The organism is Altericroceibacterium endophyticum (assembly GCF_009827595.1).
Lineage (GTDB): Bacteria > Pseudomonadota > Alphaproteobacteria > Sphingomonadales > Sphingomonadaceae > Altericroceibacterium > Altericroceibacterium endophyticum.
Genome location: NZ_WTYT01000005.1, coordinates 139,983 through 155,654, shown reverse-complemented (window position 1 = coordinate 155,654; position 15,672 = coordinate 139,983). Strand labels below are relative to the sequence as shown.

Here is a 15,672-nt window from a genome sequence, read left to right as displayed (position 1 = left end):
CAGCCGGGCGACGATATGGCCAATGGTGGCGCGCCGGGTTCGGCGCAGGATCACGAGGAGCGGCTTAAAATCCCGCAAGATGTGCGGGGCAAGCTGCGGCGTGATGCGCCGCTGGACAAGCTGGTCTGGTTCAAGGCAGGCGGCGTGGCAGACTGGCTGTTTGAACCCGCTGACCGGCAAGATCTGATCGCATTCATCAATGCGTTACCGCCCGGTGTGCCGGTCATGCCGCTGGGGCTGGGGTCCAATCTGATCATCCGCGACGGGGGAATTCCCGGCGTGGTGGTGCGATTGGGGAAAGCCTTCGCCGGCGTCGAAACGGGCGAGGGCAATGTGCTGCGCTGTGGTGGCGGTGCCAGCGGTATTCTGGTGTCCTCCACCGCGCGCGATGCCGGGGTGAAGGGCCTTGAATTCCTGCGCGGTATCCCCGGTACTGTCGGCGGTTTCGTGCGCATGAATGGCGGCGCTTATGGGCGCGAAGTGGCTGATATTCTGCTGGATTGCGATGTTATTTTGCCGAGCGGTGATTGCGTCACGCTATCCTCCGCGGAACTGCGCTATTCCTATCGCCACTCTGCTTTGCCCGAAGGGGCGATCGTTTTGTCTGCCCGGTTTGAGGGTGAACCCGGCGATCCCGCCGAGATCGGCGCGGAGATGGACCGGATTGCCGCGGCGAGGGAGGAAAGCCAGCCTTTGCGGACCAAGACCGGCGGATCGACTTTCAAAAATCCCGATGGTGACAAGGCCTGGCGTCTGGTCGATGCGGCGGGATGCCGCGGATTGACAATGGGTGACGCGCAAGTGAGCGAGAAACATACCAATTTCCTGATCAATAAGGGCGAAGCGACCAGCACCGATATTGAAGGGTTGGGCGAAGAAGTGCGTCGCCGCGTGGCGGAAAGTCAGGGGGTTACGCTCGAATGGGAAATCAAGCGGGTGGGACGCCCATGAACAATCAGATAAAATTGCCTGAAGATCTCCATATTGCCGTCCTGATGGGCGGTTGGGCCAATGAGCGCGACGTGTCGTTGATGTCGGGCGAGGGTATTGCCAAGGCACTGGAAGAACGCGGCCACCGCGTGACGCGGATCGACATGACCCGGCAGGTGGCGGCGCAGATTGCCGAAGTCGCCCCCGATGTTGTCTTCAACGCGCTGCACGGTGTTCCCGGAGAAGATGGCACGGTGCAGGGTATGCTGGATCTGATGGGTATTCCCTATACCCATTCCGGCCTCGCCACATCGGTGATCGCGATTGACAAGGAACTGACCAAGCTGGCGCTGGTCCCGCATGGCATCCCGATGCCCGGCGGGCGAATCGTCAAAAGCGCGGATTTGTATGAAAGCGATCCGTTGGCGCGGCCGTATGTCCTCAAACCCGTCAATGAAGGGTCATCGGTGGGCGTAGCCATCGTGACCGATGACAGCAATTTCGGCAATCCGATCAGCCGCGATGCTGCCGGGCCGTGGCAGCAATTCAGTGAATTGCTGGCAGAACCCTATATTCGTGGGCGTGAATTGACGACCGCTGTGCTGGGTGATCAGGCGCTGATGGTGACGGAGCTGGTCCCCAAGTCCGGCTTTTATGATTTCGATGCCAAATATACCGATGGCATGACCGAACATGTCTGCCCCGCCAATATTCCTGAAAATATCGCTGATTTGTGCCGCCATTATGCACTCCAGGCGCATCGCCGCCTTGGCTGCCGCGGTACGAGCCGGTCGGATTTCCGGTGGGATGATGAACGCGGTGAAGACGGTCTGTTCCTGCTGGAAACCAATACGCAACCGGGCATGACTCCGCTCAGCCTGGTGCCCGAACAGGCGCGCCACTGCGATATTTCCTATGGTGAACTGGTCGAGATTATTATTGCCGATGCGCTGAAGCATTTCGGGCGCCTGCCTGCGGGAGAGGCCGCCAGCTCATGAGCCGGACCATCAGTCGCAAGGCCAAGGGCGCCCGGCGACAGGCGCGCTCTCAGGGCACGAAACGCCAGATGCGCAAAGCGCAGGCGACGACGAATTCCTTTATCGATGCGCTGATGCGCGTGCTGCCCTTTACCGAAGAGCAGCTTCAGCGCGCTTTTCTGGTGCTGATTCTGGTCGGATTGCTGGCGCTGGCATGGGTCATTGCCAGCGTGTCCGGCCTCACCGTTCTGGTAGAGCAGCAGGCTGCCAAAAGCGCTGCCGAGGCCGGTTTTCAGGTGCGCCGCGTGGAAGTGCGCGGCGTGGAGCGGATGAACGAGCTCAAAGTATATGAGCGGGTTCTGTCCCAGCGTGATCAGTCGATGATGCTGGTTGATCTGGCGGATCTGCGGCAGGAATTGCTGACCCTGCCATGGGTGCAGGATGCGCGGGTCTCCCGGCAATTGCCCGATGCGGTGGTGGTCGATATTGTCGAACGCACGCCCCATGCGGTGTTGAAAAAACCGCGGCGACTGATGCTGATTGACGGAACCGGGCATGAGCTGGAGCCTATTTCTCCCGAAAAGGCCGAAGGTATGCTGATAATCAGCGGACCGGGCGCGGCGAAGAAAGTGGGTGATCTCACGAAATTGCTCGACGCTGCACCGGCGCTGAAACCACAGGTCGCGCGCGCCGAATGGGTCGGCAATCGCCGGTGGAACCTTACCTTCAAAACCGATCAGATTCTGGCGTTGCCCGAAGGGGAGCAGAAGGCCGCCGGGGCATTGGTGTCCTTTGCCAAGCTGGACGGAGTGAACCGTTTGCTCGGCGGAGATGTCACGCGCTTTGATATGCGGACGGGTGACCGGCTCTATATGCGCGTGCCGGGGCGCGAAAAGGCGCAAAGCCTCGCCGCGTCAAAGGATACATAATGGCTAGTCAGGCCCGCCTTTCGCGCGTTTTCGGAGCCGTCAATATCGGCTCTTTCCGGGTGTCTGCCATGATCGCCGGGCTGACTGAGAATGGCGAAATGGTGGTGCTTGGTTCGGGGCACCGCGCGGCACAGGGGATCAAGCGCGGCTATGTGGTCGATATGGCGGCGGCGACCCATGCCGTGCGCGCCGCGATTGAAAAGGCGGAGAAATTCGCCGGACATGAAGTGTCCAGCGTCTGGATCGGATCATCCGGCGCCGGGCTTTCCAGTATGATCGAGAGTTTTCAGCTCGATATTGGCGGCCGCCGGATCGAGGATGAAGATATTGAGCAATTGCTGGGGGAAGCGCGCAAGGGCTTGCCCGGTGAAGGGCGCATGGTGCTGCATGCCCATCCGGCCTGTTACATGCTGGACGGGGCCGAAGGTGTGGCCAACCCCAAGGGGCTTTATGCAGAGCGGCTGGGCGTTGATGTCCATGTGATCATGGCGGACAGTGCGCCTGTCCGCAATCTGCGGGAAGCGGTTCAGAACGCCCATCTGGATATCGAACGGATCGTCGCGGCACCCATTGCTGCTGGTTATGCCTGCCTGACGCCTGAGGAACGCAATTTGGGTGTGGCACTGGTGGAATTTGGCGCCGAAGTGACCAATGTCGCCCTATATGCAGGCGGAATGCTGGTGGATCTGCATGTCATACCCAGCGGATCGGCCGATATTACCGATGCCATCGCCTCCTCCTTCGGAATTCGGCGGTTTCAGGCAGAACGGCTGAAATGCGTTTCCGGATCGGCCAATGCCAGCCCAACCGACCACCGGGAAATGGTGTCGATAAATGGTCCGGATGATGAGCAGACCGGGCCTCTGGCGCTGGGCGCTGATGACAAGAACCGTATTCCTCGTTCTGAACTCATTGCCGTCATCACCAAGGAATTGGATCAGTTGATGAGCGAAGTGGGGCGCTCGCTTCAGAAAATGGGTTTTGCGGCGGCTCAGGGCGGGCAGGTCGTCCTCACCGGTGGCGGCGCGGAACTGGCCGGGCTGGCTGATTATACGCAAAGCGCGCTGGGCAAACCGGTGCGTATTGGCCGCACGCCTGCCTTGCGCGGCCTGCCAGAAGCGCATGCCGTGCCGGGCTTCGCCACGCTCGCCGGGCTGGTGCTTTATGCCGCAGAGGCGCCGCCGGACATTCTCGACATGAAGCTGCGCGGGGGCGTTTCAGGAAATTACGGCGGCCTTGCGCTGATAAAGCGCATATGGTTGGCAATGAGAGATTATTTTTAACCGCTTGTCTCACTTCATGCGAAATCAAGGCGAGGTTGTGGAAAAGGGAATTTACCTTTTGTACCAATGATTCGCTTTGTGGCACAAGCGAGACGCATTTTTATACGACTGCCTCCCTGGAGAGCTTGAATGAGCATCAATATCGGCCCGCCCTCTGTCGAAGAGCTTCGCCCCCGTATCACTGTTATCGGTGTGGGCGGCGCGGGCGGAAACGCCATTGCCAACATGATCGAAGCCCAAATCGAGGGCGTCGATTTCATCGTGGCCAATACGGACGCGCAGGCGCTGAACAATGCGATTGCAGAACATCGCATCCAGCTCGGCCCTGAAATTACGCAGGGTCTTGGCGCCGGGTCACGCCCCGAAGTCGGCCGTGCTGCGGCCGAAGAAACGGTTCAGGAAATCGAACGCGCGCTGGACGGCGTGAACATGGTCTTCATTGCGGCCGGCATGGGCGGTGGTACCGGTACAGGGGCTGCCCCCGTGATTGCGGAAACCGCCCGCCGCATGGGTGTGCTGACCGTCGGCGTCGTGACCAAGCCCTTCCTGTTCGAAGGTACGCGGCGCACGCGCTCGGCCGATTCGGGTATTGAAGAGCTGCAAAAGCATGTCGATACGCTGATCGTCATTCCCAACCAGAACCTGTTTCTGGTGGCCAAGGCGGATACCACCTTCAAGGAAGCGTTCCAGCTGGCTGACGAAGTGCTGCAGCAGGGCGTACGCTCGATCACCGATCTCATGGTCATGCCGGGGCTCATCAATCTCGACTTTGCCGACGTTCGCTCCGTGATGGGTGAAATGGGCAAGGCGATGATGGGAACAGGCGAGGGCGAAGGCGAAGGCCGCGCTCTGGAAGCCGCCGAACGCGCGATTGCCAATCCTCTGCTGGACGGTGTTTCCATGCAGGGCGCCAAGGGCGTGATCATCTCGATCATTGGCGGCGAAGACATGCGCTTGCTGGAAGTGGACGAAGCGGCCAACCACATTCGTGAACTGGTTGATCCCGATGCGAACATCATCTGGGGCTCGGCGTTCAATCCCGACCTGGAAGGCAAGATCCGCGTTTCCGTTGTTGCCACGGGCATCGAAGGAAATGGCGATCAGCCGCAAATGGCGAAGCCGGCCGAGCAGTCGCTCAGCCTTTCGTCCTCGCGCGGCCCGAAGAAGCCGGTGACGCCACTTGCCCCGGGGCAGGCTCCTGCCGCTCAACCGGAGCGTTCCAGCGCGGCATTTGAATCTGATATTCAGGCAGATGCAGAACCTTCTCCTGCCCCCAGCCCGGCGCAAACCGATGCACGTCAGGCAGATGATGCGAATGACACGCTCGAATTGAGCCTGGATTCCGCTGAAGACAACAATCAGCCGGAAACGGGCGAAGACGAACTGCTGCTCGATTCCAGCGATCTGGCTTCTCCCAAGCCGGAAAGCGCGGAAGCTTCCGACCGCCGCAATCTGATGGGGGCCTCCGCGGCAGATCCCGATCCGGCAACAACGCCTGCGCCGCGTCCGGCACCGTCCGGCGGCGGAACACTGTTCGAACGGATGGCCAATTTGTCGCGCGGCAATGCGGGCGGTGATGAAGAAGAGGCGGATTCGGATGACAATGCCTCTCTGCGCATCCCCCGTTTTCTGGGGCGCCAGAACAATCAGTGAAGCATTCGCCGGAGGTTAACCGGGGCCGTTATATTGGCCGTGGGTGAATAGGCGAGTTGGAGTCACTATGGGTTGCGTGTTGAAAGCTGCTTTAACCGGTGCGGTCCTGTCGATCACGATGGGACCGGCCTATGCACAATCCGGCAATGATGGCTCCTATGCGGTGGTGCAGCCAGTGCCGCCGCAAGCCGCCGGTGATCTGAACGCCGCACTGCAATTGCTGGCGCGCGATTCCACCAATGTCGATGCTCTGGTTGCGGCAGGCGATGCCGCTTTGCAGCTGGATGATCTGGACGCATCGCTGGGCTTTTTTCAGCGCGCACAGTCGCTTGCCCCCAATGATGGGCGGGTGAAGGCCGGACTGGCCGGCATTCTGCTCAAGAAAGACCGTCCGGTCCAGGCGCTGGGTTATTATAAACAGGCGGAAGCTGCCGGCGTGGCGATGGACCGATACGCAGCCGATCGCGGTCTGGCTTATGATCTGGTCGGCCAGAACGCTGTGGCGCAAAGCTATTACCGCAAGGCACTGGCTACCGCGCCCGAACCACTGGTTCGCCGCCGTCTGGCAATGAGCCTGGCCATATCGGGCGATGGAGAAGGTGCCGAGGCGGCTTTGCTGCCGTTGCTGCAGCAACAGGATCTGGCCGCCTATCGCACGCGCGCCTTTGCTCTGGCGGTTCTGGGCCGGGATGATGAAGCGGCTTCTATTGCGGAAACGGTTTTGCCCGAACGCATATCAAGCCGGCTGGTCCCATATTTGCGCTATATGGTTCGCCTGACACCGGCGCAGCAGGCTGCGGCGGCCAATCTCGGTGCCTTTCCTTCGGCGGCGGAAATAGGTCAGGACGGCCCGGAAGTTGCGCAATTCGCACAGGCTCATCCCGCACCATCATCCGAGTTGCCACAATTTGCTTCTGCGCAGCCTGCTGGCTCGTCGCGGAATGGGGATGAGCGTTTGCGGCCGAGCGGCCGTCCCTTGGGACCGCGCACGTCTCAGGAAGTCACGAAAAATAGCGCTGAAACGGGCAGGAAATCTGCAAAATCTGCGGCCAAGCCGGGGCGCACGCCTTTGCCGGAGAAAGCGCCTGTCACTGGGGAGCTTCCGCCGGTCGATGGCTCTTCCACGGATCGGGTTGATGTTGCGAAATCGGCCGATCCAGCCGCATCGGATCTGCCACCCGGTTTTGTCGTGAATACGCCGGCCGCATCGAGCAGCACAGCACGGAAAGATGCAGAAAGGGCAACACCTGCACTTTCGCGCACAGACATGACGCCAGCGCCGGCACCGACCGATGGTTCATCGCTGCAAAATCCCGTGCCAGAGAAATCCGCGCCGGAAAAACCAGTCCATCGCTCCGTCGCGGCACCTTCTGTTCTGGCCAGGACAGACCCTGATGCGGGTGCGGTCGAGCCGCTCCCGCTCCCGGGAGAAGATCCAGCGCCCTCCGTGCCAGCAGCCATCAATAAGCCAGCGGCAGCGAGCCCATCGCTGGATCAGGCATTCGCCGATTTCCGCTTGAGCAGCGATAGCGAGCCGACCCCGGCAGCGGGTGCAGTGGACATCACAAGCATCGAGCCACCCCGCGAACGGCCCGAGCCGCCCAAACCGCCAAAGCCCCAATATCCATCACGTCATTGGGTTCAGGTTGCCACGGGCAAGAATATCTCGGCATTTGCCTATGACTGGAAGCGGATTCAGCGCAAAGCCGGGGGCCTGCTGGATGGCAAGGAAGCCTTCATGACCCCATGGGTTGAGGCAAATCGCCTGCTGACCGGTCCCTTTGCCAGCAGTGATGAGGCGCAGGACATGGTGACGAAACTGAAAAAAGCGGGCGTGGATTCGTTCTCTTTCACCAGTGCCGAGGGTGAAAAGATTACTGCGATCAAGTAATTTTTCTGAATGATGACGAGGCAGGGCTGAATTTATTCAGCCATTATCCGCAGCTTTCCCCCTTGCTATACACAACTTGTTAACAGCCTTGTAGAGTTTCCCCCAGAGACCAGAACCCGCTTCATTGCCATTCGGGGGGCAAACATCCCATGCATGTGTTCGACGCGAATGTGTGCGACGCTGGGGATGGGGCGCAAGGCTATGAATTTCGAAAGACGGATAGATGTTGAACAGGGCGAGCAATCGGCTCCTGTCGATATGCTGGCACAATTGTTCGAAGCACGTGGCTGGCCTTGCGAATTGCTGAGCGATGATGAGCTGGCCGGTGAGGTCACCGGTAGCTGGACCACCTATCAGCTGCGCTGCGTATGGCGTCAGGAAGATCAGGTTCTGCAGATGCTCGCACTGCCTGATATCCGCTTCCCGGAAGAAAAACTGCATAGCGGATATCACTTGCTCGGCCTGATCAATGAACAGGTCTGGCTGGGCCATTTCGATATCTGGTCCAATGGCTCGGTGCTGCTTTATCGCCATGGGGTCATGCTGGGTGAAGATGGCATGCTCGGCCTGCCGATGGCCCAATCGCTGGTAGAATCCGCGATTGAGGAATGCGATCGTTTCTATCCTGCTTTTCAGTTCCTTCTATGGGGCGACAAGAGTCCCCAGAATGCATTGGAAGCGGCGCTGGTCGATTATGCCGGTGAGGCCTGACTAAGATACGCTGAAGCGCAGGGCAGGGGGGTGACTTCGCGCCCGTCATGCGCCACATGGGGGGGCATGAAACAGATTGAATCCATGCTCATCATCGGTTGCGGCAATATGGGTGGAGCCATGCTCGACGGCTGGCTTGCTGCCGGATATTCGCCGAAAACCTTCACTGTTGTTGATCCCAAGCGCGAAGAGCTGCCGCAAGGTGTTGAATTGCTTCGTGAATTGCCAGAGGGTCGCAGCTTCGATTCCATCCTGCTGGGCGTAAAGCCGCAAATGCTTGGCGACGTCGTGCATGATGTCGAAAAGCTGGCCGGCCCCGATGTGGTCATGCTCTCCATCCTTGCCGGGGTTCAGCTCGACACGCTTGCAGAACGCTTCCCGCGTGCAACCAATGTGCGGGTGATGCCCAATCTTGCAGTCGCTCTGGGCAAGGCGCCGGTTGCGCTGGCGGCAAAGGACCTTCCCGAAGCGGATCAGGCCGTCATCAAGACATTTATGGACCCGCTCGGCACGCCGGAATGGATCGATGAAAGTGATTTCGATCTCGTCACCGCTTTGGCCGGGTCCGGCCCCGGTTTCGTCTATCGCTTTATCGACGCACTGGCGAAAGGCGCCACGGCGCAAGGCCTGCCGGCTGATCAGGCGGAAAGACTGGCCGTGGCCATGGTCGAAGGGGCCAGCGCTCTGGCTGCGGATTCGCCGCATAATGCCGGGGAACTTGCCCGCCGCGTGGCCAGCCCGGGCGGCGTGACGCAGGCCGGGCTCGACGTGCTGGATGATGGTGAAGCGATAAACAAGCTGATGGAAAACACGCTTGCCACCGCACGCGACCGCAGTCTGGCAATGGCCGAGGAAGCCCGGTCGGGCGACTGATTGTTACGAAACATTGCTGAAATCCGGTTTTCCTTGAAAATCGGGTGTGAAAACCCGATATTGTAGAGGAAACCGGCTCGCACTCATGCGAGCTTTCAACGGAGTAGGACTCAAATGGCTAATTGGAATGACCCGCGGACAGGCCGGAATGGTCTTGGTGCGTCGTCAGGCCTGAGAGGTGATGTCGCAGGCCAGGCAACAACTTTCGACGCAGGTCTGCGTCGGCACATGCTGTCGATTTATAATTACATGGCATCCGGCGTTCTTTTGTCGGGTGTTATTGCGTTGCTTTTCGCGCGCTCGGGCATGGCTGCTTCGGTAATGACTGGCGGCCTTGGCTGGCTGATCATCCTGTCGCCGCTGGCGATCGTGATGGCGATGAGCTTTGGCGCCAACCGTTTCTCCACGGGCACGCTGCAGGCGATGTTCTGGGGTTTCGCAACTCTCATGGGCCTGTCGCTCTCGACCGTGTTCCTCGTTTATACGGGCGGATCGATCGCGGCGACATTCTTCGCGACGTCCGGTGCCTTCGCTGGCCTCAGCCTGTTCGGTTACACCACGAAGAAGGACCTGTCCGGTATGGGCAGCTTCCTGATCATGGGTGTTGTCGGACTGATTATCGCCAGCGTGATCAACATGTTCCTCCAGTCTCCCGGTCTTATGTGGGCGGTGAGCTTCCTGGGTGTGCTGATTTTCGCCGGACTGACGGCCTATGATACGCAGATGCTGAAGCGTCAGTATTATGCGGTTCGCGGCACGGAATTTGCCGGCAAGGCAATCGTCCTTGGTGCGCTCAGCCTGTATCTGGACTTCATCAACATGTTCCAGTTCCTGCTGATGTTCATGGGCCAGCGCGACTGATCTTCTTTAAATACCTGAATATCGCGCCCGGGACATTTTCGAATGTCTCGGGCGTTTTATTTGCGGCCAAAGCAGTTTAAGGGCTACAGCTTAATCTCAGGGCAAGGCGCAAGATGTACAAATCTTGAAAATGCGTCAGAGGTGAGGGGCCGGTCCACATATGTTTTCAATTCGTACATTTCCCATGCGCAAGGCACTGGTCGTAGCCGGTCTCGCATTTCTGGCAGGCTGTGCGACACCGCCGCCGCCCCCTCCGCCGCCACCGCCGCCGCCACCTGCCCCCGAACCTATTCCGGCACGGCCAGTGGCGCCCGGGAACGCCTCGCCCAAGATGGCTACTCCTTCCAAGGGGCTGGATGGTGTGCGCCAAACGGTAAATGTAAATTTGTCATCCGCGCAGATGACATGGAATTTACGCTCGGCCATGAATGTGGCGGCGCTGAACTGTCTGGGGCCGAAATATGAGCCCATCCTCACGGCCTATAAGGCTATGCTGGATGGTCATGGAAAGCGCTTGAAAGCCGCAAACCGCTCCATGGATAGCGAGTTCCGCCAGAAATATGGCCGGTCTTATGGCGATGAGCGTGAAGATTACATGACGCGGGTGTATAATTACTTCTCCTTGCCCCCGGCACGATCCTACTTCTGCGGAACAGCCCTCGACCTGTCAGAGAATTTTCTGGTTACGCCGCCGGACGATATCGATACTTACGCAGCCATGGCGCTGCCCAGGTTCGAAGCGGCGATGAATGAATTCTACGACGATTTTGAACGCTATCAGGTCATGTCGGCCATGTGGGACATGAAATATGGCGCAGAATACGGCGAACAGAGCGGCGTAAAATCAGCCGTGCTGGAAGGCAAACCTGTGCCCGCGACAGGGGCAACAGTTATGAATGTGCCCGCTGACGCTGAAAATCTGGACACACCCACCCAGCCTGAAACCAGCGGATCTTAACGCAGCAAGGCGGCGAGTTAAGCCTTTCAAGGCCTCGCCGCTTTCGCTAAAATATCACTGTCAAAGCGGCTCCGCCGCACTCCACTGGAACGGGGCCGTAGCTCAGTTGGGAGAGCGCGTCGTTCGCAATGACGAGGTCAGGGGTTCGATTCCCCTCGGCTCCACCAGTGACCAGCTAAGTCCTTAAAACGGAACGAATAGCTAGAAAATCAGCCATTTATGCCTGCTATTGGGATACCGGACTGGTATACAGGAAGGCATGAAAGACGTGTCAGACAGGCTGCATCTCCATTCAATGCAGAGATTGAATTGGATATTCTCTGCAATCCAGATGACCATCGACAAGACCAGCTGATCGCCATCGCTGAGGGCCACACTTTTTCAAAACTAAAAGCTGAGTTGACCGGTAGCGATCAAGAGTCCCGATTCGGTGAGACGGTGTGGCAGGGCCTGATGCGCTTGCGCAGTAAGGAAAAGATCCCCGATGCGGATATGGAACCGCATCGGGGATGATATTCAAGGTCCGATCGTTTGACGCATCGCCAATCGATCTATCGCGGTGACCTTCGCTTTGCGCAAAGGCACATTCCTTGCGCTATCCTGTCAGAAGCGTTTGCTTACCGTCACTGCCCATTCGCGAGGGCGCCCCGGTTGGCCAGCCACCGATCCCTGTCCCAGTGTCTGATCAAATGACGTCACCAGATAATATTTGTCGAAAATATTGGTGGCCGAGAGAGAGATGTCGAGATCGTCTGCGGCATTGCTCCAAGTCAGGCGCGCATTGGCGAGCGTATAAGAGGAAATGTAGCTCGTGGGTGCATTGTTCGCAGCGGTGTAAAGGCCCGATTGATATGTCACGTCAAAACGGGGCGTGAGCGTGGACCCACCTGGCAATACTGCCTCATATTGCGCGCCGATGCTCCATTTCCATTTGGTCGTGAAGGGCGCGACATCGTTAAGCTCAACACCCTGCGGGCCGCTGGCGGCAGGTGCAATGCTGGTATATTCGAAATCGATATAGCTCAGCGATGCATCGATCAGCATTCCCGCAAGCGGACGGATCGTGGTTTCAGCCTCGAACCCTTTGACATCGGCATTGCCCGCATTGGCTGTCATCGAGCAGGGCGCCACAGCGTTGCCAGGGGTGAATGCCGGGCAGGATGTCAGCACCAGCTGAATGTCGCGGTAGCGATTGTAATAGGCCGAGAGATTGAGCCGAACAGCGCGGTCCAGAAAATCGCTCTTCAGGCCGATTTCATAGGCATTGATGCTTTCCGAACTGAAGGGCCGCACCTGGCTTGCGAAATAAGGCCGGGGATTGATACCGCCCCCCTTATAGCCAGTGGAGAACTGGGCATAGGTCATCAGGGTTGGCGTCCATTCATACTGAATGTTTGCCCGATAATCCCAACGGTTTTCGCTATATTCTCCCGTCTCGCCATCAAGTGACCCCACGATGGGCTGCCCCACGGAGCCATCGGCAAAGCGGCGCGAGAAGGTATAATCCTTGCTCTCATGCGTGCGGCGGATGCCGGCATTGACCGTCAGGCCGTACAGCACTTCCCAGGAAACATGGCCGAAGAAGGCGAGGGATTCGGCAGGCACTTCATCGCCAAGGCTTGCGAATTGCAGGCCAGCATAGCGGATGTCCTGAATATTCGCGAAACTGGTCTTCATGTCACTGTAATAGCCACCGACGGTGTAATTGATCGCATCCGCAGCCAAGGTCCCGCTGAGGCGGATTTCCTGGCTAAAGAAGTCGGTCGAAATATCGGTCGATGAGCCGTTCACCGGCAAGGGCGAAAGGTCCGCATCCGAACCGAAGGAGCTGTCGAAGGAACGATAACCTGTGATCGACTTCAATTGAAGATTGTCAGACAGCGTGAGATCGATCGTGCCGGAAAGACCATAGCCTTCATATTTCGTCGTCTGCGGCTGCCGTGTCGCATAAGGAATCCCGTTCTCGGGATCTGCCGGCATTACGGTCGTGGCGTAGTTACAATAGCGCCCGCAGATGAAACGGGAATCGAAGGGAACATTGTAATAGTCGCCGCGCAGGGCGCCGGTGGAATCATTATCCGCCGAGACCAGCACTGATGCTGACTGAGCGCGATTATCGGACACGTAATCGGCCGAGAGATTGATATCCAGCGTGTCGCTCGGATTGTAGCGCAGCTGTCCGCGCACCGCCTGATAATTCACATCACCCATTGTCCCGGTCTGACAATCACCGGTCGGTTGGATCGCGGGGATGCCGCCTTCGGCAGGGTTGTTCGCACTGCCGGGAGGGTTCACGCAGCCGTAATCATAGACTTTAACGTAGCCATTCTGGCGCTTGGCTGCGGCTGAAATCCGTGCACTGAGAGTATCGGTCAATCCGAAATCGGCGGCACCGCGGATATCGACACGGTTGCGGCTGCCGTAGGTGGCCTGCAACCTGCCGGACCCGTCGCCTTGCGGTTTCTTGGAATAAAGCTTGATCGCACCGCCAATCGAGTTGCGGCCAGCCAGCGTCCCTTGCGGCCCGCGCAGAATTTCGACCCGATCGAGATCGAGAAGGTCAAAGACGCCGCCAGTCAGAGAGGGATAATACACATCGTCCACATAGAGACCGACACCCGGCTCCACTGCCGGGCTGGGATCATATTGCCCCACGCCGCGAATCGAGGCGGCCATGGAAGGGCCGAAATTGGCATTGTTGGGCTGGAGATTGAGACCGGGCGCCTGGCCTGCGACCTGCGAAATGTCAGTCTGGCTGCGCGCGTCCAGCATATCTGACGAAACTGCGGTAATGGCGATGGGCGTATCCTGCAGATTCTGCTCGCGGAACTGGGCCGTAACCACAATTTCATCAAAGTCGCCCGCTGCAGATCCGGCAGCATTTTGACCGGACTGCTGTGCACCATCCTGAGCAAAGGCCGCCGGCGAAATGGCAAGGGCTGCCAACGCTGCGCAGGACATAAGACTCGTTTTGAAAGGCTTCATTCTTGCTCTCCTCTCGTGACCAGCTGTTCCCACGGCATCTTCGTGCCGGCTTGCAGCAGCAGGTCGTTATTATCGGGTCGGCGGATCGCTTTTGTCGGGCAATACCGTCGGTGGAGTGTCTCTAGGCCGCGCCACAGCATGTCACTTGCATGACAGTGCCGTTATTGGTCTCGTTGTGCCTTTGCTGTGGCGCGGCGGTCTCAGTTGGCTAATGCGGTTTCCGTGCGCCGCCAGCGTGCGGCCCACAGCATGTGAAGGCCGCTCCAGATATAGAAGGCACCGAAACAGGCGATGGCATAACGGATGCCCGTTGCTGCAGCGCTCGCACAATCCGAACCGGGCACCTGCCCTGCGGCTCCCGCGCAGACGGTACTGAAATTGCCGCCACCATATGACCAGGCGGAAATGGCATCGCTCACAATACCGGCGATGGGAGGGCCAAGGCCTTGTCCGGTAAGGTGCATGATCAGCAGAAAGATGGCCGAACCGGTCGCGCGACTGCGTGAATCGAGAAGCGCGTGGAGGGCCGCAATGGCTGGCCCCATCGCCATGTAGAAGAAAAGTGATCCCGTAAGCATCAGGCCGAAAGCGAGTGGCAGGCTATTCTGCATGAGACCGGTGATGAAGATCGGTGCGCCAATCACGGCACCCAACCCGGGCACCGCTATCAACCAGCGCGGATCGCGCCGCGCGAGCCATTCGCTGCCATATCCGCCCGCTATCGTGCCAACCGCAGAGGCGATGCCGGTGAGAAGGCCGAACAGCGTTCCGGCTTCCCCAACGCCAAGCCCGTAATTGCGCGAGAAGAATGCAGGCAGGAAGGTGTTCATCCCAAAAGCACCCAGGCTGATTATCGATACGCCCAGCAGGATGTGCCGCATGCAGCGATCACCCACCATAACTTTGAAAACCGTCTTGATGCCGGGATTGTTTTCTGACAATGCTTCCGATTGTGGCGTAGCCTTTGCCGCGACTTCACCGCGTGCCGGTTCGCGAATGAAGAGGAACGAGATGAAGGAAACGATCATGCCCATGCCGCCGATCACGTAAAACGTCGCCCGCCAGCCATATGCTGCGGCCACAGTTCCTCCGGCTGCAGAGCCGATAAAGGCGGCGATCGGTACGCCCAGCATGAAGAGCGACATAGCCGAAGCGCGTTTTTCCGGAGGATACATGTCCGAAATCATGGAATGTGGCGGCGCTTCTGTGCCTGCGCTGCCTCCTGCCATGCCCAGCCTGGCGAGAACCATATGGAAAAAATTGCTCGCAAAGCCGAAAATACCGGTGAAAATTGATGCAAGGAGCAGTGATCCACCGGCGATCCATTTGCGCGGGTAGCGATCGGCCAGCCAGGCCAGGGGCAGCGCAGCAAAGGTGTTCACCACCGCGAAGGCGGTGCCGCCCAGCAAGCCGATCTGGAAGTCGCTGATTCCGAAGTCGGCTTTGATATCCTGAGCTACCAGCGCGATGACGATGCGGTCGATAAAACCGAAACCGTAAATCACGGTCAGTAACAACAGAGCGGTTCTGCGTGCGGCAGGGCTCATCGCGGCGATCTCTCCTAAACTTTATTGTCCGCGATGTAGGATGGGGGAGGCCAGCGCCGCGTGGACGGGAGCGC

At 58.8% G+C, this 15,672-nt stretch carries 13 protein-coding genes and 1 tRNA gene; 12 read left to right on the top strand and 2 right to left on the bottom strand.

The genetic code is table 11. The annotated features are described in order from the left end of the window. Nucleotides 1–15 precede the first annotated feature (15 nt). The 12 genes from murB (at nt 16) to GRI91_RS11800 (ending at nt 11,579) form a co-directional block, all read left to right on the top strand. Nucleotides 16–951 carry a UDP-N-acetylmuramate dehydrogenase gene (murB, locus tag GRI91_RS11855; RefSeq protein ID WP_237437868.1) on the top strand — a complete coding sequence of 312 codons (936 nt, stop codon included), beginning with the start codon at nt 16–18 and terminating at the stop codon, nt 949–951. Continuing rightward, on the top strand, nt 948–1,928 hold the full coding sequence (locus GRI91_RS11850; protein ID WP_237437831.1) for a D-alanine--D-alanine ligase: 981 nt from the start codon (nt 948–950) through the stop codon (nt 1,926–1,928). Before murB ends, GRI91_RS11850 begins: the two co-directional genes overlap by 4 nt. Next, on the top strand, nt 1,925–2,836 hold the full coding sequence (locus GRI91_RS11845) for a cell division protein FtsQ/DivIB (RefSeq protein WP_160736898.1): 912 nt from the start codon (nt 1,925–1,927) through the stop codon (nt 2,834–2,836). The genes GRI91_RS11850 and GRI91_RS11845 overlap by 4 nt, the downstream gene beginning before the upstream one ends. Then, the gene (gene ftsA / locus GRI91_RS11840; RefSeq protein ID WP_160736897.1) at nt 2,836–4,119 is read left to right on the top strand and encodes a cell division protein FtsA; all 1,284 of its coding nucleotides are present in this window, start codon (nt 2,836–2,838) and stop codon (nt 4,117–4,119) included. The genes GRI91_RS11845 and ftsA overlap by 1 nt, the downstream gene beginning before the upstream one ends. A 129-nt stretch (nt 4,120–4,248) precedes the next feature. Beyond that, on the top strand, nt 4,249–5,772 hold the full coding sequence (gene ftsZ, locus GRI91_RS11835; RefSeq protein ID WP_160736896.1) for a cell division protein FtsZ: 1,524 nt from the start codon (nt 4,249–4,251) through the stop codon (nt 5,770–5,772). Between the two features lie 79 nt (nt 5,773–5,851). Further along, nucleotides 5,852–7,663, top strand: a complete 1,812-nt coding sequence (locus GRI91_RS11830) for a tetratricopeptide repeat protein (protein WP_160736895.1) — start codon at nt 5,852–5,854, stop codon at nt 7,661–7,663. A 201-nt stretch (nt 7,664–7,864) separates the two neighbouring features. Then, on the top strand, nt 7,865–8,374 hold the full coding sequence (locus GRI91_RS11825; protein ID WP_160736894.1) for a type III secretion system chaperone family protein: 510 nt from the start codon (nt 7,865–7,867) through the stop codon (nt 8,372–8,374). A 66-nt stretch (nt 8,375–8,440) separates the two neighbouring features. Then, the gene (locus GRI91_RS11820) at nt 8,441–9,247 is read left to right on the top strand and encodes a pyrroline-5-carboxylate reductase family protein (protein WP_160736893.1); all 807 of its coding nucleotides are present in this window, start codon (nt 8,441–8,443) and stop codon (nt 9,245–9,247) included. Between the two features lie 114 nt (nt 9,248–9,361). Beyond that, nucleotides 9,362–10,108: a Bax inhibitor-1/YccA family protein gene (locus GRI91_RS11815; protein WP_160736892.1), complete on the top strand. Its 747-nt coding sequence runs from the start codon at nt 9,362–9,364 to the stop codon at nt 10,106–10,108. Nucleotides 10,109–10,268: 160 nt separating this feature from the next. Continuing rightward, the gene (locus GRI91_RS11810; RefSeq protein WP_160736891.1) at nt 10,269–11,066 is read left to right on the top strand and encodes a hypothetical protein; all 798 of its coding nucleotides are present in this window, start codon (nt 10,269–10,271) and stop codon (nt 11,064–11,066) included. A gap of 91 nt (nt 11,067–11,157) precedes the next feature. Next, nucleotides 11,158–11,233 (top strand) — tRNA-Ala (locus GRI91_RS11805). Nucleotides 11,234–11,285: 52 nt separating this feature from the next. After that, nucleotides 11,286–11,579 carry a hypothetical protein gene (locus GRI91_RS11800; RefSeq protein WP_160736890.1) on the top strand — a complete coding sequence of 98 codons (294 nt, stop codon included), beginning with the start codon at nt 11,286–11,288 and terminating at the stop codon, nt 11,577–11,579. Nucleotides 11,580–11,669: 90 nt separating this feature from the next. Here GRI91_RS11800 and GRI91_RS11795 read toward each other — a convergent pair whose 3' ends face one another. Further along, nucleotides 11,670–14,051, bottom strand: coding sequence for a TonB-dependent receptor (locus GRI91_RS11795; RefSeq protein ID WP_237437830.1), 2,382 nt, complete (start codon nt 14,049–14,051; stop codon nt 11,670–11,672). A 200-nt stretch (nt 14,052–14,251) separates the two neighbouring features. After that, the gene (locus tag GRI91_RS11790; protein ID WP_160736889.1) at nt 14,252–15,598 is read right to left on the bottom strand and encodes a spinster family MFS transporter; all 1,347 of its coding nucleotides are present in this window, start codon (nt 15,596–15,598) and stop codon (nt 14,252–14,254) included. Nucleotides 15,599–15,672 lie beyond the last annotated feature (74 nt).

Bases quoted from the DNA above. Each gene is read 5' to 3' on its own strand.
- murB (WP_237437868.1), top strand. From the start codon at position 16: ATGGCCAATGGTGGCGCGCCGGGTTCGGCGCAGGATCACGAGGAGCGG.
- GRI91_RS11850 (WP_237437831.1), top strand. From the start codon at position 948: ATGAACAATCAGATAAAATTGCCTGAAGATCTCCATATTGCCGTCCTG.
- GRI91_RS11845 (WP_160736898.1), top strand. From the start codon at position 1,925: ATGAGCCGGACCATCAGTCGCAAGGCCAAGGGCGCCCGGCGACAGGCG.
- ftsA (WP_160736897.1), top strand. From the start codon at position 2,836: ATGGCTAGTCAGGCCCGCCTTTCGCGCGTTTTCGGAGCCGTCAATATC.
- ftsZ (WP_160736896.1), top strand. From the start codon at position 4,249: ATGAGCATCAATATCGGCCCGCCCTCTGTCGAAGAGCTTCGCCCCCGT.
- GRI91_RS11825 (WP_160736894.1), top strand. From the start codon at position 7,865: ATGAATTTCGAAAGACGGATAGATGTTGAACAGGGCGAGCAATCGGCT.
- GRI91_RS11820 (WP_160736893.1), top strand. From the start codon at position 8,441: ATGAAACAGATTGAATCCATGCTCATCATCGGTTGCGGCAATATGGGT.
- GRI91_RS11815 (WP_160736892.1), top strand. From the start codon at position 9,362: ATGGCTAATTGGAATGACCCGCGGACAGGCCGGAATGGTCTTGGTGCG.
- GRI91_RS11810 (WP_160736891.1), top strand. From the start codon at position 10,269: ATGTTTTCAATTCGTACATTTCCCATGCGCAAGGCACTGGTCGTAGCC.
- GRI91_RS11800 (WP_160736890.1), top strand. From the start codon at position 11,286: ATGCCTGCTATTGGGATACCGGACTGGTATACAGGAAGGCATGAAAGA.
- GRI91_RS11795 (WP_237437830.1), bottom strand. From the start codon at position 14,051: ATGAAGCCTTTCAAAACGAGTCTTATGTCCTGCGCAGCGTTGGCAGCC.
- GRI91_RS11790 (WP_160736889.1), bottom strand. From the start codon at position 15,598: ATGAGCCCTGCCGCACGCAGAACCGCTCTGTTGTTACTGACCGTGATT.